This window comes from Pseudomonadota bacterium, from assembly GCA_026388315.1.
GTDB lineage: Bacteria > Desulfobacterota > Syntrophorhabdia > Syntrophorhabdales > Syntrophorhabdaceae > MWEV01.
On record JAPLKA010000118.1, the window covers coordinates 1 to 24140 of the forward strand.

Genomic DNA, 24140 nt, shown 5'->3' on the forward strand with positions numbered 1-24140 from the left:
AAAGTTCCGAAGCCGAACGCGAGCGATTGAAGCCGCCGGAGCGCAATGAGCGTGTTTGAGAGGGATGGTCCGACACCCATGATGATCCTAATGATAAATTTGGGCTAAGTTGTTGTTTCAAGCCGGAAGAACTTTGCAGCTTCTTCGTCGCCGGAACTCAAGAAACTCCAGTAATCCAATCTGTTTAACAATTTGGCTTGAAAGAATTGTAAATTCACATCATTTCAGGTATAAAGTATATCACATGCATACAGTGCTCATAATAGACGATGAAAAGGCAATACTGGACAGTCTGTCCTCCATTCTCCAGGATGAAGGTTTTCAGGTATTCAAGGCAATAGACGGCAATGAAGGGTTGGCTCTCTTTGAAAAGGAAAGACCTGAAGTAGTCCTCCTTGATGTATGGATGCCGGGGATGGATGGCCTCCAGGCGCTGAAACGGATAAAGAAGAAAGACAAGGATGCCATGGTTATTGTTATATCCGGACACGGGACAATATCTACGGCTGTTGAAGCGGTTAAGAGGGGGGCTTACGATTTCCTCGAAAAACCCCTCTCAATAGATAAGGTGTTAGAGGTGATTTCAAGGGGTTTGGGGCTGGACATTGGCAGGGCAGACAAGACTGAAAACGTTAAGGTTGGCATTACAAAGGGCCCGGACACCCGTAAGCAGAAAACAATAGGAAAGAGCATTGTTGTCTATGGGTTGGGGCTTCATTCGGGCGTGAAGACGGGCATGATACTACTACCCATGCCGGAAGACACAGGTATTATATTTGAGCACATGCCGGATGGTGAACGGATACCGGCCTATATCGATTATGTCTTTTCTGTGGGATATGCCTCATCTTTGAAAGGGAAAAATTGCCTTGTCCGTACGATTGAGCATCTGCTCGCAACATGCCACATGTACGGGATCACAAACCTCCTTATAAAGGTAAGCGAGGAGGTGCCTATCCTCGACGGTTCATCGATAGAGATATGTAAAAAGATCGATGAGGCAGGCATTGTGGAACAGCAGGAAGGCATTGAACCTTTGCGGGTGTATGACCCCATCGTGCTCCCCGGCCTTTCAGACGGAAAATACCTCTCAATTGAGCCATGGGATGTATTTGAAATCGATTATACCCTTGAGCACCCGAAGCCCATAGGTATCCAGGAGTATCGTTTTATCGGTGGAAGAGAGAATTTTGTAAACGAAATAGCGCCTGCGAGGACATTCGGCTTTTTAAAGGACTTTGACAGGCTTGAAAAAATGGGTCTTGGCTCAGGCGGGCGAATGAGCAATGTGATTATCCTGAATGATGAGGGGGTAATTAATACAAAACTACGCTTTGAGGACGAGTTTGTGAGGCATAAAGTGCTTGACCTCATCGGTGACATCTATCTTCTTAACAGGCCTATTATCGGCAAGATCACTGCGAAGCAGACAGGACACATTGAAAACATTGCGCTTGTTAAGGCGTTAAAGTCGAAACAGTAGATAAGTATCAGCAAGTATAAGAAAATCAACAGGACGGGGACAAAAATGTTCAGACTTGATCACATAGGACTGGTGACGAAAGATATTGAGGAGCTTGCACATGTTTTTCGCGCATTGGGTCTCAAGGAGATTACGGAATCTATTGAAAACCCGAGGCAGAAGGTGGCGGCATCATTCGTGAAGGTGGGGGATAGAGAGGATGTATACGTAGAAATCCTTGAGCCGACCCGCAACGATTCACCCATTACAAAGTTTCTTGAAAAACAGGGCGGAGGTCTTCATCACCTCTGTTTTGAGGTTGATGATATAAAAAAGACATCCCGTGAACTGGTCGAAAAAGGCTTTAAAATGATTGTTCCTCCGGAAGACTGCGAAGCCTATGATGAAAACCTCAAAAGAGGGTGCAACGATGTCACAAAAATAGCATTCTTTATCGTTTCGGACAGACTTCTCATTGAACTGATAGAAAAAGGTAAGTGAAATCTAACGTGAAATGTGTACTCCTCAATCCCGCAAAGCGCGGGACAATGTGAAACGTGAAAGTATAAGTTCTAAAATACCTTCTGCATCATCTCTTAAAAATACCGGAACAGAGGCCAAAATGGGTGAATCTGAAACTAAGGCGAGGAGATTTTTATCGTCTATGCATACGGGAGGAAGGTTTTTCTTTTTCTGATAGACCTCAATTTTCGGCATATCCGCCTTTTTGTACCCTTCTGTAATGACAATATCCATGTTTGATGCGTATTTTGAAACAATATCTTCGATTGACGGCTCTCTCCATGTGTCTTGAATAATAGCGATCTTTTTCGGGGAAGAGATGATAACGGTATGGGCACCGGCATGTTTGAGCCTGTGTGTGTCCTTACCCGGAGTATCTATCTCAAAATCATGGTGGTGATGTTTTATGACGGCAACCTTAATGCCTTTACTGTCAAGGAGGGGTATCAGCTTTTCGATCAGGGTCGTCTTGCCGGTTTTTGATCTGCCCACAACAGAGAGTACGGGGATCCTTTTATTGGTCATGGGGATTCAGGATAGGGCTGCCTTGGAAAAGTAGAAGTAAAAAGCGACAACCACCAATGCGTGAGTGATTATGCCCTTTTCAATAAGGGAGGGAATTTCAGCAACGGGGACATGGATGACATCTATATCCTCATTGGGATCCAGGTTTTTGCCGGACACCTTTCGCACTTTGTCCACAAGATACGTATGGCTGAGGTTATTAAATATGGCAGGGTTCGGATTTACAGCCCCGAGATATTGCACATTTTCACCGGCATACCCGGTTTCTTCTAAGAGTTCCCGTAATGCCGCCTCCTGGTGGTGTTCATCGTCAACGAGTCCGCCGGGAATCTCCAGTGTAACCTCTTGCGACCCATGCCTGTACTGTTTTATCATTACGATTTCCTGATTTTCAGTAACGGCGATAATATTGACCCAGTCATTGGTTTCTATCGTGTAGAACTGACCTGTATTGTTCGTGCGGGGAGAGACGGCCTGGACCGTTTTTATCTTAAAGACCTTGTAGTCCCTGTCTACATTTGATTCTATGATCTCCCATTCTTTTATCATAGGCTTGAAGAAAAGAAGTTATCACAGAGTTGCTCAGCGTTTCAACTCAAAACATTGAAATGGGGTAAAGGATTATTTTGCGAAGAGCGAATCGTATGCGCCTGCGGCCATCTGCAAGCCAGCTTCGTCCTTTGCCCAATCCTTGTGGCATCCCGTACATGAATTCGGCACCACATTTTTCGGATCTTTTTTGAATGCCTCAAGACTGACGGTTGGTTTTATAATCTTGAAATCGTGAGAATGGATATCTCCTGCCTCTGCTGATGCTGCGGTTTTTACCATATGGCAGCCGGAGCACCTGCTGGTACCTTTTGTCTCCGGTGCATAATTGTGTTTTGTATGGTTCCTTATTGCCGCAGGGTTTGAAAACCTCTTGTCCTTGCCATGGCAGGACAGGCAGAGAGTATTGTTGAAATCTGCCTTTACCAACTGGAACCTTCCAGCCCCTCCATGCGGGTTGTGACAATCATAACATGCTACTTTAGCCTTGAAGTGTTTGCTTTTTAAGAGGTCTATCCATTGCTGGTGGTGTTGTTTGGAGTGTGCTTCCGGGTCTCCCCACAATCCTGGCGTGAATTGATAATAGTTTGCTATGGGCTCACCAAGCTTGTAGGGCTTGTTATCCTTGTCATTCCATGGAAACTCAAAAGAACCGTTCGGAACGCTTGTACCTCTCGTGTGGCACTGACCGCAGCTTTCCAATCCTCTCTCATATGTTATCTTGCGTGGATTAACAATATTACCCTTTGATTTTGGAGACTTTACGTGCTGCGAGCCCGGTCCATGACATTTTTCACAACCTGTATTCAGCTCCACGTATTTTGATTCGTATCCGTCATCCACCTTCTTCAGTTCAAGTCCGGTATTATGACATGCCGCACACTTCATCTCAAAAGAGTTCTTCACGAACAATGCCTTCAGACTGCCATCATCATTATACCAGTTCTGAAGATTGTAGGGAACCCACCGGGAAGTTGCCTGGTTCCACTGAATGGGCAGAATATAGTTATTATTTCCGACTTTTACAAGGTAACGCTGTTTCCAGCCCCATCCTCCATACGTCCTGACGATGTCGTATGTAATTTCTTTAGAAGGATTTTTTGCGTCTACCAGTGTTGTCTGGTAGGTGTTCCCGGCCCCTTTACCCAGTTTAACCGTTACTTCTGGGATATTTCCCGCTTTCAGTTTTACCGGACCTTTCCAGTCCACAACCACAGTATCATTTGCAGGGCTGAGGATTTGCTGAGATTTATTGTGCAGCGTATCTTTCCAGTTATCAGAGATTGCCTTGTGACAGGGCGTGCACTTTGCTGAGCCTGTATAGGTTGCCTGAGCAGTCGCAAGAGCAGGAATCAACACGAGAGCACATGTAAGTAGCAACCATCTAACAAAAATAGCCTTCTTCACCATATTTGCCCCCTTTTGCAGCCATGTAATCATGATATAGTGGAATGGTAGCGGTGATGAAAGATTTTGTCAAGTCAGATTTTGCCTATTACCGGGGCTTGCGTCGCCCCCTCCAGCAGCAAAGCTGCCGGAGCCTCCCCCTCTCGCTCGCATAGCTCGCTGGTAGATATTTCCGATACCGGGGCTTGCGTCGCCCCCTCCAGCAGCAAAGCTGCCGGAGCCTCCCCCTCTCGCTCACTGTGTGAGCTGAATAGATTCCAATACCCGTGGAATGACCTGGATGTTCGGCAAGAATCTATGCCTGAAAAAAACTCAACAAGATAAGCATACCGGATAAAAACGACGAGGAAACAACGTGGTCACAATGAGGTAAATAACGTATGTTTAAGGAAAAGCCCTTACTGCAGCGACAGGTAAAGACGTTTTTATTTTTGGATCAGCTTTCCAGGATAAAGGTAACGTTCAGGGTCACGCGGTACTCAACGATTTTCCCATCCTCTACCTTGCACCGGTGATCACTCACCTTAATACCTGTAATACCCCTCAGTGTTTTTGAAGCCCGTTTAAAACCAACATTTACCGCATCTTCAAAACTTTTCGGAGAAGCACCGATGATTTCTGTTATTCTTGCAACGGTTCCATCGTATTTCATGTATATTTCCTCCTGAGATTATTTTCACAAAGTAGCAGAAAATTTGGATTACGTCAATTGCTTTTTCTGTAAATGTTCGACGCAGCTCAACCTGAATGCAGTTACGGGCATTGATTTTAAGCATTTTTTGATGTAGATTACAAGAATTAGTAATGAGCTATCGGCTAAAAAACCGGAGGATTTGATGAAAAGGATATTCAGCGGGATTCAGCCTACAGGGGAGATTCATCTGGGAAACTATGTGGGTGCAATAAGAAACTGGGTTTATCTGACAGAAGAGTATGACTGCATCTTCTGCGTAGTGGATTACCACGCAATAACGGTGGAATATAGGATTGACGAGCTGAAGAAGAGAACCCTGGAAACTGCTCTTATATTGCTTGCCTGCGGGTTATCGCCGGAGAAGTGCAAAATGTTTGTTCAGTCCCACGTCCGTGAACATACGGAACTTGCCTGGATATTCAACTGCGTGACCCCTATAGGTGAGCTTGAAAGAATGACACAATTTAAGGATAAATCAAGACAACACAGGGCTAACATCAATATAGGGCTTATGGGTTATCCGGTGCTGCAGGCTGCTGACATCCTTGTGTATAAAGCAGGGTATGTGCCTGTCGGTGAAGACCAGGTGCAGCATGTGGAGTTGTCGCGGGAAGTGGCGAGAAAGTTTAATGCAAGGTATGGAGATATTTTTCCTGAGCCCCAGGTGATACTTTCCATGGCGCCCAAAATTCTGGGTGTGGACGGGACAAGCAAGATGTCAAAAACATTGAATAATTATATCGGTTTGCTGGAAGATAAGGATTCCATGTGGGAAAAACTGAGAACAGCCGTTACGGATGTGAACAGGGTAAGAAGAAAAGACCCGGGCAACCCGGAAGTGTGTAATATTTACACGATACACCGTGCCTTTTCTCCAAACGAAACCCTTTTGGAAATTGACAAAGGGTGCAGAACGGCGTCGATCGGTTGTATCGATTGCAAAAAGACTCTTTTTTCCAACATGATGGCAGAATTGGATCCCATAAGGGAAAAGGCCGTTTCGCTCAACAATAACATTGATTATGTCATTGATGTCATAAAAACAGGCGCCGATACCTGCAGGGCAATTGCAGCAGAAACGATGGATGAGGTAAGGAAAACCATTGGCCTCTTTATGTAGTTTATATCATTCCGGCAACTAAACACCGATAGAAGCTCTTAAGTGTTTTTTAAAAAACGAGAAAGAGAGATTTCCGGTTATTAGCTTGACTTTTCCGTGCATCTAAAATAATCTTTTTCTGTGAAAAATCTCTCCATAGGGATGTTCGATTCGGGTATCGGGGGATTGACTGTATTAAAGGAGGTAAGGAAACTCCTGCCCCATGAACATGTTCTTTACCTGGGTGATACCGCAAGGGTTCCTTATGGAAATAAGTCTCCACAGACTATTACAAAATATGCCCTGGAAAGCGCCATCTTTTTGCTCACCAAGGGAATCAAGATACTTGTTATCGCCTGCAATACCTCATCGGCATTAGCCATGAACATTTTAAAGAAGAAGCTTCCTATCCCTGTGCTGGGGGTTATCGATCCAGGCGCAAAAGAAGCGGTTGAACATTCACAAAATAAAAGGGTGGGTATCGTCGGTACGAAGGCTACCGTTAAGAGTATGGCCTATGTAAAGGCAATAAGACGGCTTGACCCTGGCGTTGAGGTCCTGTCAAAGGCCTGTCCTCTCTTTGTGCCTATAGCTGAGGAAGGCCTTGAAGATGATATGATTGCCTATCTTGTGGCGGAAAAATATTTAGAGGAATTTAAAGGGTCCTCCATCGACACCCTTGTGATGGGCTGCACACATTATCCGATCCTGGAAGGGGTCATAAAGACCGTCATGGGCCACGGCGTTACTATTGTCAATACCGGCAGGGAAACTGCAAAGGAAGTAAAAAAATCTCTTGAGCAGAAAAAGATTATCAATGATACCGGCAAGGGGGGTTCTGAATATTTTGTAACAGATTCACCTGAATCTTTCCAGGAAATTGGCAGCCGCTTCCTTGGAGAGGATATAACACATGTAAAATTCCTGAAAAGCCTCGATTATAAAGACTATCTCCTTTTTCCATGATTGTTCATGTTTCGTTAGCAATACCCGTATCAAAGACATTCTCATACTTCGTCCCCCGTCAGTTTGAATTATTCATTAAACTGTACATGAGGGTAACGGTTCCTTTCCGTAACAGGGTCCTTACGGGATACGTTGTCGGAGCGGATAACGGGGACGATGATTCTTTGAAGGAGATACTTGGTGTAGTAGACATATTCCCGTTATTTAACGAATCGCTCGTATCGTTAAGTTTGTGGGCATCCCATTATTATGCTACCCCGTTAGGCTTGATTCTCAAGTATGCTGTCCCGTTAAACCTCCAGATAGAGCAATATCTTCTTGTAAAGTCCCTGTGTGACCACACATCTTCCTTGAATGGCATTTCCTTGAAAAAGGTTTTAAGGTCTGCAGGCAGAGACGCAGTCTTGAACCTTTACCATAAACGGGAGATAGATCTTTATGATGTATTTACAGGCAAACCCTTTACTTCACTCGTGCAAGAACCCGGGCAGGTCCAAAAACACGATAAAATACTCTATCTGGGCAGTATAAATGACCGCATGGAGCATTATCTTATGCTCATATCGCAACATATTGCAGGTGGGGGGAATGTCCTCATGCTTCTCCCCGATTACCATGCCTCCGGGAGGTATTATTATAAAATTCTTGTCGAGAAGTTTAAAGGTAATGTTTCCTGGTATGGTTCACCAGGAAAGGCAAGGGCCCGCATGGAAACATATTTCAAGGCACGAAACGACGGAGGTTTCGTGATATTGGGTAACAAGAGCGCAGCCTTCCTGCCATTGCTGAATAACGGACTCATTATTGTGGAGAGGAGCGAAGGAGATGAATACAGAAATGAGGAAGGTGTCAAATTCAACGCATGGATAATCGCCTTGAAAAGGGCAGAGATAGAGAATATTCCTATTGTATTCGGGAGTATAGCCCCGCCATTGGAAATATATAAGGGTATTGGAGAAGGAAAATTCCGCATCATTGATAATGCCGTATCAATAAAAAGGGAAGACATACATATTGTCATGAAAAGGAATCTGTCTATCCCTGGAAAGTTGCCGGGAGAATTCACAGAGATTGTGGGGGATGCCATAGCAAAGGGTGAAAATGTTGCCATATTCACGCCGAGAAAGGATTACGTATCACACCTTTTTTGTCTCGAATGCAAAACCCCGTTTCTGTGCACCATTTGCGGGGGACCGTTGAGCTATCAAAAAAGAAGTAATGTGCTCATATGCTCAGCCTGCGATAAAAGTATCAACTATGAAGAAAAATGCCCGCATTGCAATAGCGAACTCATCCGTTTTTCTCAAACAGGCGCTGAATATCTGGAAGGAAAGCTGAAGGATGCTTTTGCCCAATGCCGGATAGTAAAAGTCACAGGCGAGACCCTGGAAGGGGTGGTGAAGGGGGAGGCTCTGGATGAACCGTTCCCCGGCCAGAACCGTTCCGGGACAGGCAAACCGCTTAATCCGACAATTTTCATCGGTACCCAGGCGCTGTCGAAATTATATGCGGTAGATGTCAAACTCCTTATCCTTTATGGATGGGAAGAATTAATGAGGATTTCCGGTTACAGAGCCACTGAAAAGATGTATCAGGTTCTCATGAATCTTATTGATGTATTACGGCCTGAGCGTATCTGTTTTTTTATGGATGAAAAGAAGTCAGTTGAACTGAATTCCTTTATTAGTGTAAGGTCGTTTTATCTTAATGAGCTTCAAAAACGAAAGTTTGCGGAATACCCCCCATACGTGAGACTCTTCCTTATTGAGGTAGAGAAAAAGGACCGGGAGATGGGCCAACGGCTTGTAAAGAAAATACAGTCTTTCCTGGAGGAAGAAGGTTTCGGACAAGGCATAACCGGTCCCCTCATTCAAAAGAGGGGATATCGCTACCAATATAAAATGATTTTGAAAATTCCTGAAAACGAATCTATTTCACAGGGGCTTTTGGCTCTCTACAATTTTTCGGGTGTCCGCATTGAACCCGACCCGACTATCATATAGATACCCACGGGGCAAGTCCCGGTAATAGCGATAAAAAAAGGAGGCATGTGCTATGCCCCCTTTTTTATTTATACACTATTAACTACTTCTTTGCCGGTGCTGGTGCCGGTGCTGGTGCGGGAGCTGGTGCAGGAGCCGGTGCTGGTTTGGCTTCAGCCTTTGGGGCTGCTTTCTTAGCTGCCTTTTTCACTGACTTGCCGACTACCTTGGCAACCTTCTTACCATCTTTATCGATGTAAGAAATGACAACGACTTCACCCTCTTTAACTTCTTTGGCATCCTTGTATACTTTCCACTTCACGTCTTTGATGTCGTAGATTACATCATCGCCCTTCTTGTCTTTCACGACGATGATCCCTTCTTGTTCGCTGATTTTCACAACCTCGCCGGCCGCCTTCATTGCTTTGACCTTTGCTGGTTTGTCAGCCTTTACAGGGGCTGCCTTTTCCGCTGCAGGAGCTGCTACCGTTTTGTCAGGAGCTGCTGCCTTCGGTGCCTGTGCAAATACGGCTGTCACGAATGAAACACTGATTAACACTGTGAGAGCAATCATTAAAACTTTCTTCATTTTGGTTCCTCCTATTTTTTTTGTTAACTTCATATACATTTTTATTATGCATATGCTGTGCCACCAAATAAATTGGTTATAATCATTATGTATTGATGATTTTAATGGTGACGGTTGGGATTGATTATTCGTAAAATAACGGAAGGGCGGTCTTACTTGTTCGTGTAATCAAGAATGTCTCCCTTTTCCTTCATCTTCTTGACCTTGAACCATAATTTGTCATATGACATATTGAGGAGTTTCGCTGCAAGGGATATTTTGCCTTCTGCTTTTATGACCGCCTTCTTTATGAATTCCCTTTCAATCTCTTCAAAGTTCAGTCCTTCGTCGGGTATTTCAAAATGTTTTGAGAGGTTTCTTCCGCTTTCCTGCTTTACCTCTTCAGGCATATAATCTATGCTGATGGTATCTTCTTCACACATGATGTAGGCCCTTTCCGTCACCGATTCGAGCTGTCTTACATTACCCGGCCAGGAATATTTCATCAGGAGTTGTAATGCTTCATTGGAAATACCCTTTTTCCCCTCATGGTTTTCGTTCAATTTTTTTAAGAAATGTTCCACAAGAAGCGGGATATCCGCCATTCTTTCTCTTAAAGGGGGTATCGAAAAGGCGATCACGTTTAATCTGTAATAAAGGTCTTCGCGGAATCTACCCTTTGCTATCTCTTCCTCAAGTCTTTTGTTCGTTGCTGTAATAATTCTAACGTCGAGCTTGATATTTTCCTTACCCCCGATTCTGCGAACTTCCCTTTCCTGGATGGCCCTCAAGAGTTTTGCCTGGGTATTGAGCGTTAAATCGCCTATTTCGTCAAGGAACAGGCTACTCCCGTTTGCCTGTTCAAAGAGTCCCGCATGACGGGTCAGCGCACCGGTAAACGCTCCCTTCTCGTATCCGAAAAGCTCGCTCTCAAGGAGCGTCTCAGGTATGGCAGCACAATTAATCGCAAAGAAGGGCTTGTTTTTCCTCGGACTGTTATAATGGATGCTCTTTGCAAAAAGTTCTTTTCCAGTGCCGCTTTCACCGTAAATGAGGACCGTTGAATTAGTCGGGGCAACCTTTTTCACAATCTTGAAGAGTTCCTCCATTCTCCCGTGGACGCCTACGATGTTATCAAGGCTGAACCTGTCGTGAAGCTGGTCCTTCAGCATGATATTGTCTTTCAGGAGTTTGACCTGGTTCATGGCATTGCTGATTACGATAAGCAGTTGGTCTTTTTCAAAGGGTTTTTCAAGATAATAAAAGGCGCCAAGCTTTGTGGCCTCTATAGCGGACGGGATTGAGCCATAGGCAGTAATAATAATGGCATGACATGTCCTGCCAACCCTTTTTACCTCTTTAACCACTTCTGTGCCGTCGATGTCCGGAAGCCTTAAATCCGTTACCACCAGATCAAAGGAACCGCCTTTAATCTGCTCAATCGCCTTTTTGCCGCAGTCCACGTCCTCCACAAAAAAACCTTCCTTTGTGAGGATGGTTTTGATAATGCCTCTCTGGTTATTATCATCTTCCACTAAGAGGATATTGCCTTTATCAAGCTTCACGATACGGCACCTTAATTGTAATTGTTGTCCCCTCGCCCACCTTGCTTGCTATTGCTATTGTCCCGCCATGTTCTTCTACGAACCGTTTTGTAACGCTCAGACCAAGTCCGATGCCGAGCTTTTTTGTAGAATAGTATGGCTCAAAGATTTTATCAAGCTCTTCAGGCCCGATGCCCCCGCCATCATCAAGGACAGAGATGCAGGAATAGGAATCTTCCCTGCCGCATTCAATGTGCACAGCACCTTTATCGTCAATAGCCTGAATGGCATTCAACAGGAGGTTGGTGACACATAGCCTCATATATTCCCGGTCGCAATATATAGGCTGGCTGTTTTCTTTACAGGTTACCCGGATGTCTATGCCCTTTCTTACCTTATCCTTTAAAATAAAGAGCACCTCGCTTATGAGGGCTTCCGGTTCAACGAACTCCTTGTGCAAGGTTATGGGTTTGCCAAGGAAAAGAAAATTGTGGATCAGTTCATTCACTCTGTAAATTTCCTTTGTCACATCATCGAGAAGCTTAATGAGCCCTTCCTTGTTTCTGATATTCTCCTCTAAGATCCTTTCTTTGATATGCCCGACTGATAATGATAAAAAGTTAAGGGGGTTTCTGATCTCGTGGGCTATTCCTGAAGATAGTTGACCTATCATTGAGAGCTGTTCGGTTTTTTTCAATTTTTCTTCCAGTTCCTGTCGTTCGCCAAGTTTATCAACCATCTCATTGAAACTCCGGATGAGCACACCTATCTCGTCCTTACGGTGACTCTTGTCCCTTATCTTGACCAACTCGCCCTCAGCGATCCTTTTACTTGCCCGCGCTATTCTTTTAATAGGCTCTGTATATTTGTCTGCAATGAGAAGGCTCACGATGATGCCTATACTGAAGACAAAGACGGTGCTCAATATCCTCTTTAAGTGATTCTTTTGCGAGAGGAGCTTGTAATCATCCAGCACCATATTGATATGGATATACCCAATGTTCTGTCCTTTTACCGATACGGGCATTATTATATTGTAGAGGCGTTGTGTTTCCTTTTTGCTCTCTTCACCAAGGCGGGCCGTAATCATCAAATCCTTTTTTCTCCAACTCCTTTTTTCACCTATCTTTTCCTTTGTCCCTATCTTTTTTGGGTCAGAACTTGCAATGACTTCCGAACTGTCACTTAAAATCGATATCTCTTTAATGCCCTTTTTATTCAACATATCCACGTAGCTTTTCAGCCTTTCCGTGCTGCTGCCTTTATAGGTCAATTCTTCCACGCTGATCTGAATGGCCTTTGTAATATCGTCTATATTTTCCGTTACCTTATCGATAATCATATCTTCTGTTCTCGAATAGATGATTGATAAAGAGCTTATGGAGATAACGAGAAGGAAAAGCAGGATGAGCAGGAGTTGTGTCCTCAGGGACAGGCTTCGGAAAATGTCTTTTATGGAGGAGATGATGTTCAGTTTAATCATTTTTTTACTAACGCCACTGCATATACCGCTATACCTTCTTTGCGTCCTGCAAAGCCGAGTCCTTCAGTGGTTTTTCCTTTTAAACCCACCTGTGCCGGATCTATCTGAAGAATGTTTGATATGGTTTCGATCATGATTTTTCTATAAGGGAGGATTTTTGGTTCTTCTGAAACAACAACGGCGTCTATGTTTTCAATTTTAAACCCCTTGTTTTTTAACAGTTTGCCAACGAAAGATAAAATGTTTCCGCTCTTTATGTTTTTAATACCCTGGTCTGAGTCAGGGAAGTGAAGACCGATATCGCCTTCAGAAATGGCACCAAGGAGGGCATCGCAGATTGCGTGTATCAGAACATCACCATCGGAATGGCCCAGCAGGCCTTTGTTAAAGGGAATTTCGATCCCTCCGAGGAATAATTTCCTTCCCTCCACCAGGCGATGCACATCGTATCCGATCCCGACTCTCATGAGATTTATAATGATTGCCCTGAACTTATTATCATACACTGCCTTTTAACTGGGAGAGCATGCCTTTCGCAATAATGAGGTCTTCAGGTGTTGTTATTTTGATGTTATAGGGGGAGCCTTCGATGACTTTTATCTTTTTACCCATATGTTCGAGGAACGTTGCATCGTCATAACCGTAGAGCTTCTTGCTCATGCCATCTCTGTATGCCTTTATTATGAGGTCATATTTGAATGTCTGGGGTGTTTGAACATTCCACAGGGAATCCCTTTCCAGGGTTTTCATAACAAACCCCTCCTTGGAAACTGTCTTTATCGTGTCCTTTACGGGAAGGGCAGGTATCACTGCATCAAACATCTCCATCAAAAAAATACCTTTTTCTATGAAGGAAGGCGATACAAATGGACGTGCACCGTCATGAATAATAACGATATCGCAGGGGTTTTCAATGGCTTCAAGCCCGTTCCTCACCGAGTCCTGTCTCAACCGTCCACCTATGACGAGTTTCAATACCTTGTTGAATTTATATGTCTCCAGGATTTCTTCCTGCATAATCGGGAGGTCTTTCTGGTTCACCACGAGATAAACCCCGTCAACGGGTCTGCATTCTTCAAAGATCTGCAAGGTGCGGACAATGATTGGCTTATTGTCTAAGAGAAGAAACTGTTTATTCGTAGCTGTGCCCATCCGTTTGCCGGCTCCGCCTGCCAGTACGATTGCGAGCGTTCTCATAATTATCTCACCTGTTCTTCCAGTTTGTATTCGTCAGGGAAATAGAACTCCCGTTCGGCCTGTTCTTTGAGTTTTGCGAATATCATTCTGCCTGATGTGGTCTGTAAAACACTCGTTACAACCACGTCGACAGCCTTGCCGAGTAGCTTCTTGGCATCATCGACAACAACCATCGTTCCATCGTCAAGATACCCTATGCCCTGTCCTTGCTCCTTACCTTCTTTCATAATGCGGGTATTCATGTGTTCCCCGGGAAGTATGGCTGGTTTCAATGATGTTGCCAACAGGTTCACATTCAATACTTCCACGCCCTGAAGCTCTGCTACCTTGTTGAGGTTATAGTCGTTGGTCAGTATCTTGCCGTTTAATTTTTTTGCAAGTGCAATAAGCTTTGTATCCACATCTTTCAGTTTTGGAAAATCATAATCTACTATTTTTATTTTAACAAAGTTCTGTTTCTGCAGTCTGTGGATCACATCAAGACCCCTTCTTCCCCTTGTTCTTTTCATCGGTTCCTGGTTGTCCGCAATATGCTGGACCTCATAAAGAACAAACTGAGGGATAATAAATGTCCCTTCCACGAACCCTGTCTCGCATGCATCAGCAATTCTGCCGTCAATGATAGCGCTTGTATCTACTATTTTAACATTCTCAGCATCTTCCATCTTTTCAAATAAAGGGAGCTTTGAAAGGTCAAGCGTCTGGGTTTTCTTTGCCCCGATCCTGAAGCCGAGATACCCCATAACGAAATAAATGAGCACATAAATGGGTAGTGTGATAGGTACGTCTTTTATAATTGCCAAGAGGAGCCTTGAAATAAAAAGATTTGCGATGAGCAAGCTCAGAACGAGGCCTGTCATGCTTCCAATGATTGTCTTGAGGGGGATGTCCTTGAGCTTTTCTTCTGCCTTAATGATAAGGTAACCGATGGCAAGGCCGCAGATGGCGCCAATCAGACCCAATAAGTTACTTCCGAAAATCTCTTTTACGATGAAATGACTTGATACGGTGGTTACCGCTACCAATACAAGTTGAATGAGTATTTCCACAAATCCTAATCCTTATAATTTTTAGAGAAAATACCTTCTATCTCTCCCTCAATCTCATCTTCCTGTTTATCCAAGGCAATGGACAACTCTTTTTTAATTAAGTTTCTTGCAATTTCAAACATTTTTTTCTCACCAAAGGAGAGTTCTTTCCATACTTTCAGGCTGTAGAGTTCCCTGAGCACCATTGCAACCTCGAAGATTGAACCGCTCTTGATCCGCTCCATGTATTCCTTGTACCGTCTGTTCCATGGCGCATTATCGTGCACCACATTCCTGTCCTTTAATATCTCATAGACCCTGCTTACCTCCCCCGAGTCGATTACACACCGGAGCCCTGCGGTGTTCATTCCATCTACCGGAACCATGATTGTCATGTCAGTATCAAGGATTCTCATGATGTAAAAAGCCTGTTTCATGCCTGAAAATTCTTTTTCCTCAATCGACTCTATCTTCCCGACACCATGGCCTGGATAAACAGCCACTTTTCCTATTTCGAACATGATCCCTCCATTCATATTACAGATTTTTCCCTTTTATCCCGATATTCTACCATATTTTTGATAAAATTCAAATAAGTATTTGTTTTCAGTAAGCATTTAGCGATCAGTTTTTTGCAATTATCATGAACACCAGGGCTTACGTATCTCGTTTTTCGTATACATGAAAGCTGAAGGCTAATGGTTTTGGGCTGTTTTACCGTTTGCGAGAAAAATACATTGATGAACAGGGAAAATTTCATTATAATCAATCGAATCAGCTAATAGCTGTTAGCGATTAGCCTTAATACAGTAAAGCACGAGAATCATTGAAGCAATTAATTTTGGAAAACTCCATATCGAAAAGGCAATCGAATATATAAAATGAAATTTAAAAGGCTTGAGCTTTTTGGTTTTAAATCCTTTCTGAACAGAACAGTCTTCCAGTTCAATGACGGCATTACCTCAATCGTGGGGCCTAATGGCTGCGGCAAGAGCAATATTGTTGACGCCATTGTCTGGGCCTTAGGTGAAAGGGGCACAAAATCCCTGAGGGTTAAGGACATGGGGGATGTCATCTTCCACGGGAGCAATGGGAGGCGGCCTGTAAACATCGCTGAAGTGAGCATAGAGCTCGCAGACCTGGACAAAGAATACGTAATCAAAAGGAGAATTTACAGGGACGGCCTCAATGAGTATTCATTAAACGGTAACCAGGTAAGACTTAAAGATATACAGGATTTTTTACTCGGCACAGGTATCGGATTAAATTCTTACGCCATCGTGGAACAGGGCAGAATAGAACACTTTATACAGATGAAGCCCCACGAGAGAAGGGTTGTTATAGAAGAGACCAGCGGCATTACACGTTTCGAAGAAAAAAAGAGGGAAGCCATTACAAGGCTGGAAGAGGTAAGGGGAAACCTGGAGAGGGTTGAAGATATCTATAGTGAAGTGGTGAAATCCCTCGAAAAGGCAGGGATCGAATGGAACAGGTGGAAGACATATAAACTGCTCATTGACAAAAACTCTGAAATTGAATCCTGGATACTTATTGATGGTTACGTGAAATTGACAAAAAGAATGGCAAAAATGCAGGAACGACAGGTAGACCTCGATAAGGAAATCGCTGCAAGGGAAAATGAGAAAAATGTTTTAAAAAGTGAACTTGAGACCAAAGAAAAGGAATTTTCACTCACCGACAGCATTTTAAGGCAACTCGAGGTTGACATAAAAGGCAAAGAAAAGGATATGGAGAGCAAGCTCCTTGAGGTCGACTATCTCAATAGAGACAGGAAAAGGTTGGAGGATGAGGTGAATGGACTCATCAACAGCAGGAAGGAGATAGGGGCTAATATCGAGAAATGCAAAGTGGAAATAGAGGCAATTAAAGGGGAGGCAGAGGCGATTACTGTCTCATTAAAAGAGGGCGAAGGCAGGGCGGACCATCTGACAAAAACCATTGACGAATTTAAAAACACCAGAGAGGCACACGAAAAAAGCGTTGAAGAGGAGAGGGTCAAACTGTTCGTTACTATGAGCACGATCACCGACATAAAAAATTCTATTTCTGATATCGAAAGAATGGCCAAGGAAAAGGAGAAAAGAGAGGCCAAGAGGATTGAAGAAAAAGAGAAACTCGCACAAAGACTGGGCGTTTTAGAGGCAAAGCATAAGGAATTCGAAGGCAGGCTTGAAAGTGATACACGTACAAGAGAAGCCATTACACTTAAAGAGCAGGAAGCATCACAGCAGAAGGAAAACCTCGCAGGCTCAATCGCAAAGGTAAAGGGTGTCATAGAGGCACTGAAAGGGGAAAAGCGGGGGAAGGAAGAGTTCTTGAAACAGATGAGCAGCTTACAGGAGACGAAAAAGGAAGGCCCGCCTGACACAAAAAAACTGATTGACATGATACGTGTTGATGAAGGGAAAGAAAAGGCCCTGGAGAGGTTTTTTTACAGAGAAATGGATTATTATGTGTTGTCCGAAGGGGATACAAAATCTATTTCCGAAAAGATAAAGCAGTATAACGAAAATTATATATTCTTCCCTGAAAAAGGTATGGCAAGACTCAGCGATAATGAGGTTGCTATCGATGTGAAGTGGATTGCCGGTGTAGAAGATGCCCTTGAGAGAATAGGGAAGGGAGAGGAAGGGATATTCCTCAATGAAGACCTTTATATAGATTCAAGGGGATTTATATTGCAGGAAAGGGCAGCAAAAAAGATCGATATAAAGCAATTCAAAGAGCGTAAACGCGCTGAGAGAGAATTAAAGGCAATAGAGGTAGAGTTCAATGAACATGTATCTTCTCTTAAGACAATCGAGATGGAATTCATCCGTTCAAGCGACATGCATAAAAAAATACGATTTGAACTGGAGAGAAAAGAGGAGTCCATAAAGGGCATCGAAAAAGAGATGGCCGTTCTGGATGCCGGGATAAGGACGGCAGGGGAGAGATTCCACGAGCTGGACACAAGGATCGATTTTTCTGAGGATGCTCCTCCCCGGGCAGCAGATGATCTCCTCCTGGAAAAAGAAAGGCATGAGAGGACGAAAGATACAGTGGAAGGCAGGATAAAATCCCTTAAAGAAACCCTCGACAGGATAAAAAAGGAGCATGAAAGCGTATCCTCGCAATGGCATGAGGTATCGATCAATAATGAACGGAAAAGAAACCGGATCAGGGCACTCCATGAAGACATAGAGAGGAAGGAGTTGTTCATAGCAAACCTTATTGAAGACGGTAACACACGGTGGCAAAGGATAGAAGCCCAGAAGAATGACATGATTGAACGTATAAAAAAGATAGAAATAGTAGAGAAAGACTATGATGGGTTGAAAACAACATCTGAGAAGCATATAAAGAGATACGAAGAACTGAAGGCTGTATCGGGCACCCTTCATATGGAGAAACATGTTCTTGAGGAAAAGATGGAAGGTATTTCCAAAGAGATTGACAGGATACGGAACAGGAAGGAAAATATTGAAAAGGAATTGGCTATTTTAAACGAAAAGCAGGATGCTATTTCTGACAGGCTTCAGACAACACACGGCATTAATCGGCCCGAGCATGTCAAGGTTCCCCTGAGTATGGACCTGGAAAAAGAGAAAGAAGTCCTGGATAAAGAAATTTCTGACCTCGGAGAGGTAAACTTTCGGGCTGAAAAAGAATATGAGGAATTGAAGGATAGGGCATCATTTCTCGAGAAGCAGAAGGAAGACCTTAAAAATGCAATGGATTCACTAAAAAAAACCATAATAAAAATAGATAACCTGTCCAAAGAGATATTTTCTGATACCTTCGATATGGTCAACGATGCATTTAAGCGCTTTACCGGCATGTTGTTCAAAGGGGGTAAGGGTTATCTCGCCCTCAACCAGGACAATATCGGGGTGGAAATATATATGCAGCCACCTGGTAAAAGGGTTGCCCGGATGGAGCTTTTGTCCGGCGGTGAAAAAGCCCTCGTTTCTCTCGGATTTTTGCTTGCCCTCATGGATACAAAACCGTCTCCTTTTTCACTCATGGATGAGATCGACGCACCCCTTGACGATGCCAACCTCATGTCATTAATGGAAATTATCCAGACGATCAGTAACAAAACCCAGATAATCTTCATAACCCACAACAGGATCACCATGGAATCCTCGCATACCATCTATGGCATCACCATGGAAGATGAAGGCATCTCAAAGGTCGTATCTGTCCGACTATAAAATCAGTGAATAGTGAACAGTGGATAGTCGTCAGTTAAAACCTCTCAACAGTTCACATCGTATCGAGTGCAGGTAAGCCTTGTCTTTAAACCATTCACCATTCATTAACGACAAAGGGCCTTTAGTCTGCATTTCATGTATCCTGTATACAGTATGTACAATCTTTCACATGTTTATTTTCTTCAATATATTCAGGTGGTTGCTTTTGGGTATCGAAAATAATATGTGATGTAGATCAATTTTTTATTGACATTTTTATCTATAAGGCTATCATAATAGGAAATGAGAAGGAGAATGGGGGTTATTGTTTGTGTACATATTCGTACAGATTTATCTCTATCTTGTCATTTCGTTTTTAAGTTTATTAATCAAAATACCTTGAAAGGGGGTGAGTTATTACATTATTGATTCCTTTAAAAATTAAAAGGAGGGTTTATTATGCAACAAGTACCGCCTGAAGTAGTAGCTGATTTAATGTTTTCATGGTATGTATGGGCCTCGGTTTTTGCCTTTGCCTTTCTATTTACCATCATTGGAACACATCTTGTAACGAGGGGGTGGAAAGAATGAATCCTACAGCATTGAAGTTTTTACCCATTCCAACACCGACTACAGAGATGATTGTATCGGGAAGTTTAGCCGTGGCCATACTGCTCCTCGTTTCCGTGCTCCTCGGCCTTGCAGGAAGAAAAAAAATGACCAAAGGCAGCTTCGATGAGTATCTCGTCGGAAAACGCGATTTGGGTCCCATCATTACCGGCGCCGCACTTTCCGCTACCTACATCTCAGGGTGGGCCTTCTGCGGCAGCACCGGCATCGTCTACGCCCTAGGTTTTTCCGGCATGTGGTTTGCCGGCATCTGGAGCCTCATCGGCATCATCCCCTGCATCTGGCTCGGCGCCTTGAAAACACGGGACTTTTCCAAGAAACTCGGCGCAGCCACGCTCCCTGAAACGATCGGCAGGAGATTTGAATCAAAGGCTCTCCAGACCGTTGTGGCCATATCGATGCTCTTTTTTCTCTTCCTCTATTCCGTGGGTCAGTTAAAAGCGGGCGCCACCGTCTGGTTTGCCATGACAGGACTTGCACCGCTGTGGTGTCTCCTGCTCTCGGTCTTTATTGCCTGGCTCTATATGGTGCTCGGCGGCTATGTGGGCAACCAGTATGCAATGGCCTTACAGGGCCTCGTGTTCTGCGTGGTCGGCACCGTCCTTGGTCTCTGGGCCATTATCTATGCAGGCGGTTTCTATAATGTGACCGCTGGTCTTGCAGCCCAGAACCCGAGCCTGATGGCGCTCATCAACCCGAAGCTTCCGAAGCTCGGTTTTACACAGCTTATGTCGAGCTGGGTCGGCATCCTTGCCACACCGGTCATCTTCTTTACCATGGCTGTGGGTTTTCCCCATAACGTAAGCCGGTTCCTCGGCATGAAGAAGGTCACCAAGAAGGACTACTGGTGGCTGGTATTCATCGTATGGCTCTTTACCGGTATCCCCATCATGCTCGACTGCTCAAGCAACGGCCTTGTGGCCCGTCTCCTCTATGGGCCGACACTCCTCCAGGCTGCAACGATTCACGGCCAGCCCAATGTCTTTAAGGCTGACCTTGCAGCGCCCTTACTTGCTCATGCTCTGGGCGGTCCGTGGCTCCTCGCAGCATACACGGCAGGGCTCTTCTCTGCGGCCCTCTCGACCCTCGCAGGTATGGTCTTTATCATGAGCGCCAATGTGACCAAGGATATTATCAAACTCTGGAAGCCGAGTGTATCAGATAAGTCCATGCTCTATCTCGGGTATTTCCTCATTGCCCTCTTCCTCTTCCTCCCCTTCTACTTTGTGCTCGTCAACCCGCCTCCACTCCTCTCCATCTTCATGGGGATGGCGGCCATGGGTCTCGGCGCCGTCTTCTTCTTCGTCACAGCCATTTCCTATTACTGGAAAGGGGCAACGAAGTGGGGCGCCATGGCGTGCGTTGTCTGGGGTACCGTATTTACTCTCTACGGAAGCTGGGCTGTGCTGTACAAGAAGATGTACGGTATGGGCAGCTATGAGTGGTTCCTCGTCTTAAGCTGCGGGGCCATCTACTTTCTCGTGAGCTTCATGACAAAACCGCCGTCAAAACAACTCATTGATATGCTCTGGGGAAAACAGTCGGATTAAGCAACAATAGCAGAACAATAACAATCATTGAGAGGGGCCTTCGGGCCCCTTTTTTTAACCAAGATTTTTCAATCAGGATGAGCATATGTGCCGGGCTATTGGCTATTGCCCGCAAACAACGGGGTACTATTCGTCATGACGGACGAGGGATGCTGGATGGCTGTGAACCGTGAACAGATTTAAAGCTATTCACTATTCACTATCGACTATTCACTGCCTTAAACTATCGGCTATTCACTGCTTTTCATTATCCTTCTTTTCAGGACACGCAACCCGGTAGAGGGCTTCGTGAATCGTGTCCTCGGGGATCGCCTTCCAGTCCTTGTATGAGCCTGACTTGGCATAGTCAAGGGTGGCCCCTTCCTGGGTCAGCTCAAAGACCTCAAGGATGCAGAGTTCTTTTGTCTTGCTGAAACAGTTGAGTCCATAGAGCACTGTCCTTGAACTGAGTTTATCAAAGTCTTTCAGCGAAAGCCGTGCCTGCCGGCGTTCTTCGATACACCGCTTCTTCCCTTCTTCGCTATACACAAGACGCGTTTTTATGCTGAAGATATCGGGAAATGCCTTGCCTGATCCGTCAAAGCGGTAGAAGTGATCGCCGTCTTGATCAGTCCCGTATTTCTTCCAGTCGGTGCTTTTCGCATCATATATTGCCCTGTCGGTCGGCACCGGCTGCTGTGCCGCCTGCTCTTTGAGCCACATGATAATCCCGACGCAGATGATCAGTACGACCCCCGTGAAGAGCATGGCCTTGAGATGATGCCTCTGCTTTATTTCTCCTCCCATGTATGACCCCCTTTTTCTATGTGATAAGACAGACATGCCTGTCTGACGCTCTACTTCCCTGCAACCTGTGAAGAAAAAGGCCGGGACTGAGCACTACACTTCAGTTCTGGCCTTTTCAGTAATAAACGCTATGATCGGTTATTGTTCCGGTTAATGGAGCACATCAGGGACTTCGGAGGTATCCTTTACCAGACCAGGAGAAAGCTCAAAAAGACTGTCAGAAACGCTGCCCTTCTTGATGTTCTTATACTCGACGCTCCAGTTTGAACCAACGACCCTGACGGGGAAATTATACTCCGTTGAAAACCACTGCTGTATCGTCTCCGCCTTATTACCCTTTTTTGCGGTTACTTCATACTTCTTTGCCGTGTAACCGTTCACCGTCTCTGTACCGACCAGCTTTCTTGCGGTCTCGCCAAATATCTTTTCCTCGATAGTCGGCTTCATGTCCGGCGTCAGTTTTGCTTCCAGGTACGTCTTCTCTGCGCTGTTGACCTGCCAGAAGAGACCTTTGTCTCCCCTGACGATTGTATAAAGGGGCGTACTTCCTTTTTCCACACGGCACTTGCTGCCCTTTACATATATCTTGCCGTTTCTCGTTACCTTTCCTTCCTTGGTTATCATGTCAGCCGTGAGATCAGCGGCAAATGATTGTGAGAACATAACGAATAAGAAAATGAAAACGCTGCATACCAATAACATATATTTTTTCATCGTTCCTCCAGTAGTGAATAATTTCACTACTTGTACATCAAACCGGCCAAATAATCAACACAATAAAATAGTCTTTTTCCCCAAGTAAAATCAGTGGGTTAGCCGGCAGGATCAATATGCTGAATATAGGAAAATGAAAAAATTATATGTATACAACGGCCAGGCTTTATTTAGCCGCAGACGGACGCAGACAAAAGCTGGACAGTATTTTATATCGGCTGCCGACCTGGCACCCGATATACTCCATGCCCTTCGGGCAGAGTGAAAATATAATATATTCGCGCGTTAGGGCTGAAAGTTTTGACCCGCCATTGTCGGCGGGGCAAAAAACAGAATCTCTTGTCCGCTTCTGTCCGCATTGTCGAGCGACAGCGGGCGGCAAAACCAGAGACGAGGGTAAGGCATGAATGCAATATACGATAGAGGCTGTTGAAATGCCGGTACGATTAGGTGTATGATGGTGAATCAACGGTATGAAGCTGCTCATGTTCTTTCTCTTTGCCATGATATGTTCAGTTGTCCTTTCCAATAGCGCGAAAGGTGCATCCATCTCTGGTCCCCTCCGGAAATCAAGGCAGATCATTATTGTTCAGGCAAAGACATGGGATTCTTTTGAGGCAGTTCTGTCGCTCCATGAAAAGAAAGACGGGGAATGGCAGACCGTGAAACAGGGCATCCCGGTCGTGCTGGGCAAAAAGGGACTTGGATGGGGCAGAAGTTTTGATATCGATTATGAAGCGCTTGATAAAACGGCGCCTGTAAAAAAGGAAGGCGACGGCAAATCGCCATCGGGTATCTTTGCAATACAACAGGCCTTCGGTTTCTCTGAAAAAGCCCCTTACGTTAAATTGCCTTACATTACATTGACCGACCGTATCGAGTGTGTGGACGACGGGGAATCGCAACACTACAACCGGATCATTGACAGCTCAGCAATACCGCTCCGCGACCGGAAGAGTTCCGAAAAGATGTCCGCCATCGATGTTTATAAAACCGGCCTCGTCATTGAGCATAACGCCCAACCTGTTGTGAAGGGTTGCGGGTCATGCATATTTTTTCATATCTGGGAAATGCCTGACAAGGGTACTTCAGGCTGTACGGCAATGGCAGAGGACAACCTCTCGTTTTTGCTGCAATGGCTTGACCCCGCAAAAAATCCCCTACTGCTCCAGTTTACTGAGGGCATGTACGGCAATATCAAGGAAAGATTCCATTTACCTTAGACGCTGTCAATGCCC

General features: G+C 44.7%; 22 protein-coding genes. 9 read left to right on the top strand and 13 right to left on the bottom strand.

Annotation, left to right across the window (positions count from 1 at the left end; genetic code table 11):
- The first annotated feature begins 244 nt into the window (after window positions 1-244).
- Window positions 245-1483, top strand: a complete 1239-nt coding sequence (gene lpxC, locus NTX75_17115) for a UDP-3-O-acyl-N-acetylglucosamine deacetylase (protein MCX5817936.1) — start codon at window positions 245-247, stop codon at window positions 1481-1483.
- Window positions 1484-1528: 45 nt separating this feature from the next.
- Entirely contained in the window at window positions 1529-1963 is a 435-nt protein-coding gene (locus NTX75_17120; protein MCX5817937.1) for a VOC family protein, read from the top strand.
- A 24-nt stretch (window positions 1964-1987) separates the two neighbouring features.
- On the opposite strand, the gene mobB is transcribed toward NTX75_17120, so the two are convergent.
- The 4 genes from mobB to NTX75_17140 form a co-directional block, all read right to left on the bottom strand.
- Window positions 1988-2509 carry a molybdopterin-guanine dinucleotide biosynthesis protein B gene (mobB, locus tag NTX75_17125; protein ID MCX5817938.1) on the bottom strand — a complete coding sequence of 174 codons (522 nt, stop codon included), beginning with the start codon at window positions 2507-2509 and terminating at the stop codon, window positions 1988-1990.
- Window positions 2510-2515: 6 nt separating this feature from the next.
- Window positions 2516-3058: an NUDIX hydrolase gene (locus tag NTX75_17130; GenBank protein ID MCX5817939.1), complete on the bottom strand. Its 543-nt coding sequence runs from the start codon at window positions 3056-3058 to the stop codon at window positions 2516-2518.
- Window positions 3059-3130: 72 nt separating this feature from the next.
- Window positions 3131-4468, bottom strand: a complete 1338-nt coding sequence (locus NTX75_17135) for a multiheme c-type cytochrome (GenBank protein MCX5817940.1) — start codon at window positions 4466-4468, stop codon at window positions 3131-3133.
- 433 nt (window positions 4469-4901) lie between these two features.
- On the bottom strand, window positions 4902-5117 hold the full coding sequence (locus tag NTX75_17140) for a dodecin family protein (GenBank protein ID MCX5817941.1): 216 nt from the start codon (window positions 5115-5117) through the stop codon (window positions 4902-4904).
- Window positions 5118-5301: 184 nt separating this feature from the next.
- Here NTX75_17140 and trpS point away from each other — a divergent pair, with 184 nt between their 5' ends.
- From trpS to NTX75_17155, 3 genes are all read left to right on the top strand, one after another.
- On the top strand, window positions 5302-6279 hold the full coding sequence (gene trpS / locus NTX75_17145) for a tryptophan--tRNA ligase (protein ID MCX5817942.1): 978 nt from the start codon (window positions 5302-5304) through the stop codon (window positions 6277-6279).
- A gap of 120 nt (window positions 6280-6399) precedes the next feature.
- Window positions 6400-7224: a glutamate racemase gene (murI, locus tag NTX75_17150; protein MCX5817943.1), complete on the top strand. Its 825-nt coding sequence runs from the start codon at window positions 6400-6402 to the stop codon at window positions 7222-7224.
- Window positions 7221-9227 (top strand): hypothetical protein, encoded by a 2007-nt coding sequence (locus NTX75_17155; protein ID MCX5817944.1) that lies wholly within the window; start codon window positions 7221-7223, stop codon window positions 9225-9227. Before murI ends, NTX75_17155 begins: the two co-directional genes overlap by 4 nt.
- A gap of 82 nt (window positions 9228-9309) precedes the next feature.
- On the opposite strand, the gene NTX75_17160 is transcribed toward NTX75_17155, so the two are convergent.
- The 7 genes from NTX75_17160 to NTX75_17190 form a co-directional block, all read right to left on the bottom strand.
- Window positions 9310-9795, bottom strand: coding sequence for a hypothetical protein (locus NTX75_17160; GenBank protein ID MCX5817945.1), 486 nt, complete (start codon window positions 9793-9795; stop codon window positions 9310-9312).
- Window positions 9796-9947: 152 nt separating this feature from the next.
- Window positions 9948-11339, bottom strand: coding sequence for a sigma-54 dependent transcriptional regulator (locus NTX75_17165; GenBank protein MCX5817946.1), 1392 nt, complete (start codon window positions 11337-11339; stop codon window positions 9948-9950).
- Window positions 11329-12801 (bottom strand): ATP-binding protein, encoded by a 1473-nt coding sequence (locus tag NTX75_17170; protein ID MCX5817947.1) that lies wholly within the window; start codon window positions 12799-12801, stop codon window positions 11329-11331. The genes NTX75_17165 and NTX75_17170 overlap by 11 nt, the downstream gene beginning before the upstream one ends.
- Complete coding sequence (gene ispF, locus NTX75_17175) at window positions 12798-13268, bottom strand: 2-C-methyl-D-erythritol 2,4-cyclodiphosphate synthase (protein MCX5817948.1); 471 nt, start codon at window positions 13266-13268, stop codon at window positions 12798-12800. Before ispF ends, NTX75_17170 begins: the two co-directional genes overlap by 4 nt.
- Before the next feature lie 31 nt (window positions 13269-13299).
- Window positions 13300-13998 (bottom strand): 2-C-methyl-D-erythritol 4-phosphate cytidylyltransferase, encoded by a 699-nt coding sequence (ispD, locus tag NTX75_17180; protein ID MCX5817949.1) that lies wholly within the window; start codon window positions 13996-13998, stop codon window positions 13300-13302.
- A gap of 2 nt (window positions 13999-14000) precedes the next feature.
- The gene (locus NTX75_17185; GenBank protein ID MCX5817950.1) at window positions 14001-15047 is read right to left on the bottom strand and encodes a TRAM domain-containing protein; all 1047 of its coding nucleotides are present in this window, start codon (window positions 15045-15047) and stop codon (window positions 14001-14003) included.
- Window positions 15048-15052: 5 nt separating this feature from the next.
- Entirely contained in the window at window positions 15053-15547 is a 495-nt protein-coding gene (locus tag NTX75_17190) for a CarD family transcriptional regulator (protein MCX5817951.1), read from the bottom strand.
- A 360-nt stretch (window positions 15548-15907) separates the two neighbouring features.
- On the opposite strand from NTX75_17190, the gene NTX75_17195 reads away from it, so the two are divergent.
- The 3 genes from NTX75_17195 to NTX75_17205 all read left to right on the top strand — a co-directional run bounded on the left by NTX75_17195 (window position 15908) and on the right by NTX75_17205 (window position 21402).
- Window positions 15908-19243: an AAA family ATPase gene (locus NTX75_17195; protein ID MCX5817952.1), complete on the top strand. Its 3336-nt coding sequence runs from the start codon at window positions 15908-15910 to the stop codon at window positions 19241-19243.
- Window positions 19244-19681: 438 nt separating this feature from the next.
- Window positions 19682-19813 (top strand): hypothetical protein, encoded by a 132-nt coding sequence (locus NTX75_17200; protein ID MCX5817953.1) that lies wholly within the window; start codon window positions 19682-19684, stop codon window positions 19811-19813.
- The gene (locus NTX75_17205) at window positions 19810-21402 is read left to right on the top strand and encodes a sodium:solute symporter family protein (GenBank protein MCX5817954.1); all 1593 of its coding nucleotides are present in this window, start codon (window positions 19810-19812) and stop codon (window positions 21400-21402) included. Before NTX75_17200 ends, NTX75_17205 begins: the two co-directional genes overlap by 4 nt.
- 234 nt (window positions 21403-21636) lie before the next feature.
- Here NTX75_17205 and NTX75_17210 read toward each other — a convergent pair whose 3' ends face one another.
- Together NTX75_17210 and NTX75_17215 are read right to left on the bottom strand one after the other, a co-directional pair.
- Window positions 21637-22188, bottom strand: coding sequence for a hypothetical protein (locus NTX75_17210; protein ID MCX5817955.1), 552 nt, complete (start codon window positions 22186-22188; stop codon window positions 21637-21639).
- Between the two features lie 150 nt (window positions 22189-22338).
- A complete protein-coding gene (locus NTX75_17215; GenBank protein ID MCX5817956.1) occupies window positions 22339-22902 on the bottom strand; it encodes a DUF4412 domain-containing protein in 564 nt (187 codons plus the stop codon).
- Window positions 22903-23375: 473 nt separating this feature from the next.
- Between NTX75_17215 and NTX75_17220 the strand changes: the two genes are divergently transcribed.
- Window positions 23376-24125 carry a L,D-transpeptidase family protein gene (locus tag NTX75_17220; GenBank protein MCX5817957.1) on the top strand — a complete coding sequence of 250 codons (750 nt, stop codon included), beginning with the start codon at window positions 23376-23378 and terminating at the stop codon, window positions 24123-24125.
- Window positions 24126-24140 lie beyond the last annotated feature (15 nt).

Coding starts and splice junctions, on each gene's coding strand:
- NTX75_17120 (MCX5817937.1), top strand. CDS start 1,529: ATGTTCAGACTTGATCACATAGGACTGGTGACGAAAGATATTGAGGAG.
- NTX75_17200 (MCX5817953.1), top strand. CDS start 19,682: ATGCAACAAGTACCGCCTGAAGTAGTAGCTGATTTAATGTTTTCATGG.
- trpS (MCX5817942.1), top strand. CDS start 5,302: ATGAAAAGGATATTCAGCGGGATTCAGCCTACAGGGGAGATTCATCTG.
- NTX75_17130 (MCX5817939.1), bottom strand. CDS start 3,058: ATGATAAAAGAATGGGAGATCATAGAATCAAATGTAGACAGGGACTAC.
- NTX75_17190 (MCX5817951.1), bottom strand. CDS start 15,547: ATGTTCGAAATAGGAAAAGTGGCTGTTTATCCAGGCCATGGTGTCGGG.
- NTX75_17160 (MCX5817945.1), bottom strand. CDS start 9,795: ATGAAGAAAGTTTTAATGATTGCTCTCACAGTGTTAATCAGTGTTTCA.
- NTX75_17170 (MCX5817947.1), bottom strand. CDS start 12,801: ATGATTAAACTGAACATCATCTCCTCCATAAAAGACATTTTCCGAAGC.
- NTX75_17135 (MCX5817940.1), bottom strand. CDS start 4,468: ATGGTGAAGAAGGCTATTTTTGTTAGATGGTTGCTACTTACATGTGCT.
- ispF (MCX5817948.1), bottom strand. CDS start 13,268: ATGAGAGTCGGGATCGGATACGATGTGCATCGCCTGGTGGAGGGAAGG.
- NTX75_17215 (MCX5817956.1), bottom strand. CDS start 22,902: ATGAAAAAATATATGTTATTGGTATGCAGCGTTTTCATTTTCTTATTC.
- lpxC (MCX5817936.1), top strand. CDS start 245: ATGCATACAGTGCTCATAATAGACGATGAAAAGGCAATACTGGACAGT.
- NTX75_17210 (MCX5817955.1), bottom strand. CDS start 22,188: ATGGGAGGAGAAATAAAGCAGAGGCATCATCTCAAGGCCATGCTCTTC.
- ispD (MCX5817949.1), bottom strand. CDS start 13,998: ATGAGAACGCTCGCAATCGTACTGGCAGGCGGAGCCGGCAAACGGATG.
- NTX75_17220 (MCX5817957.1), top strand. CDS start 23,376: ATGAAGCTGCTCATGTTCTTTCTCTTTGCCATGATATGTTCAGTTGTC.
- NTX75_17195 (MCX5817952.1), top strand. CDS start 15,908: ATGAAATTTAAAAGGCTTGAGCTTTTTGGTTTTAAATCCTTTCTGAAC.
- NTX75_17155 (MCX5817944.1), top strand. CDS start 7,221: ATGATTGTTCATGTTTCGTTAGCAATACCCGTATCAAAGACATTCTCA.
- NTX75_17140 (MCX5817941.1), bottom strand. CDS start 5,117: ATGAAATACGATGGAACCGTTGCAAGAATAACAGAAATCATCGGTGCT.
- mobB (MCX5817938.1), bottom strand. CDS start 2,509: ATGACCAATAAAAGGATCCCCGTACTCTCTGTTGTGGGCAGATCAAAA.
- NTX75_17205 (MCX5817954.1), top strand. CDS start 19,810: ATGAATCCTACAGCATTGAAGTTTTTACCCATTCCAACACCGACTACA.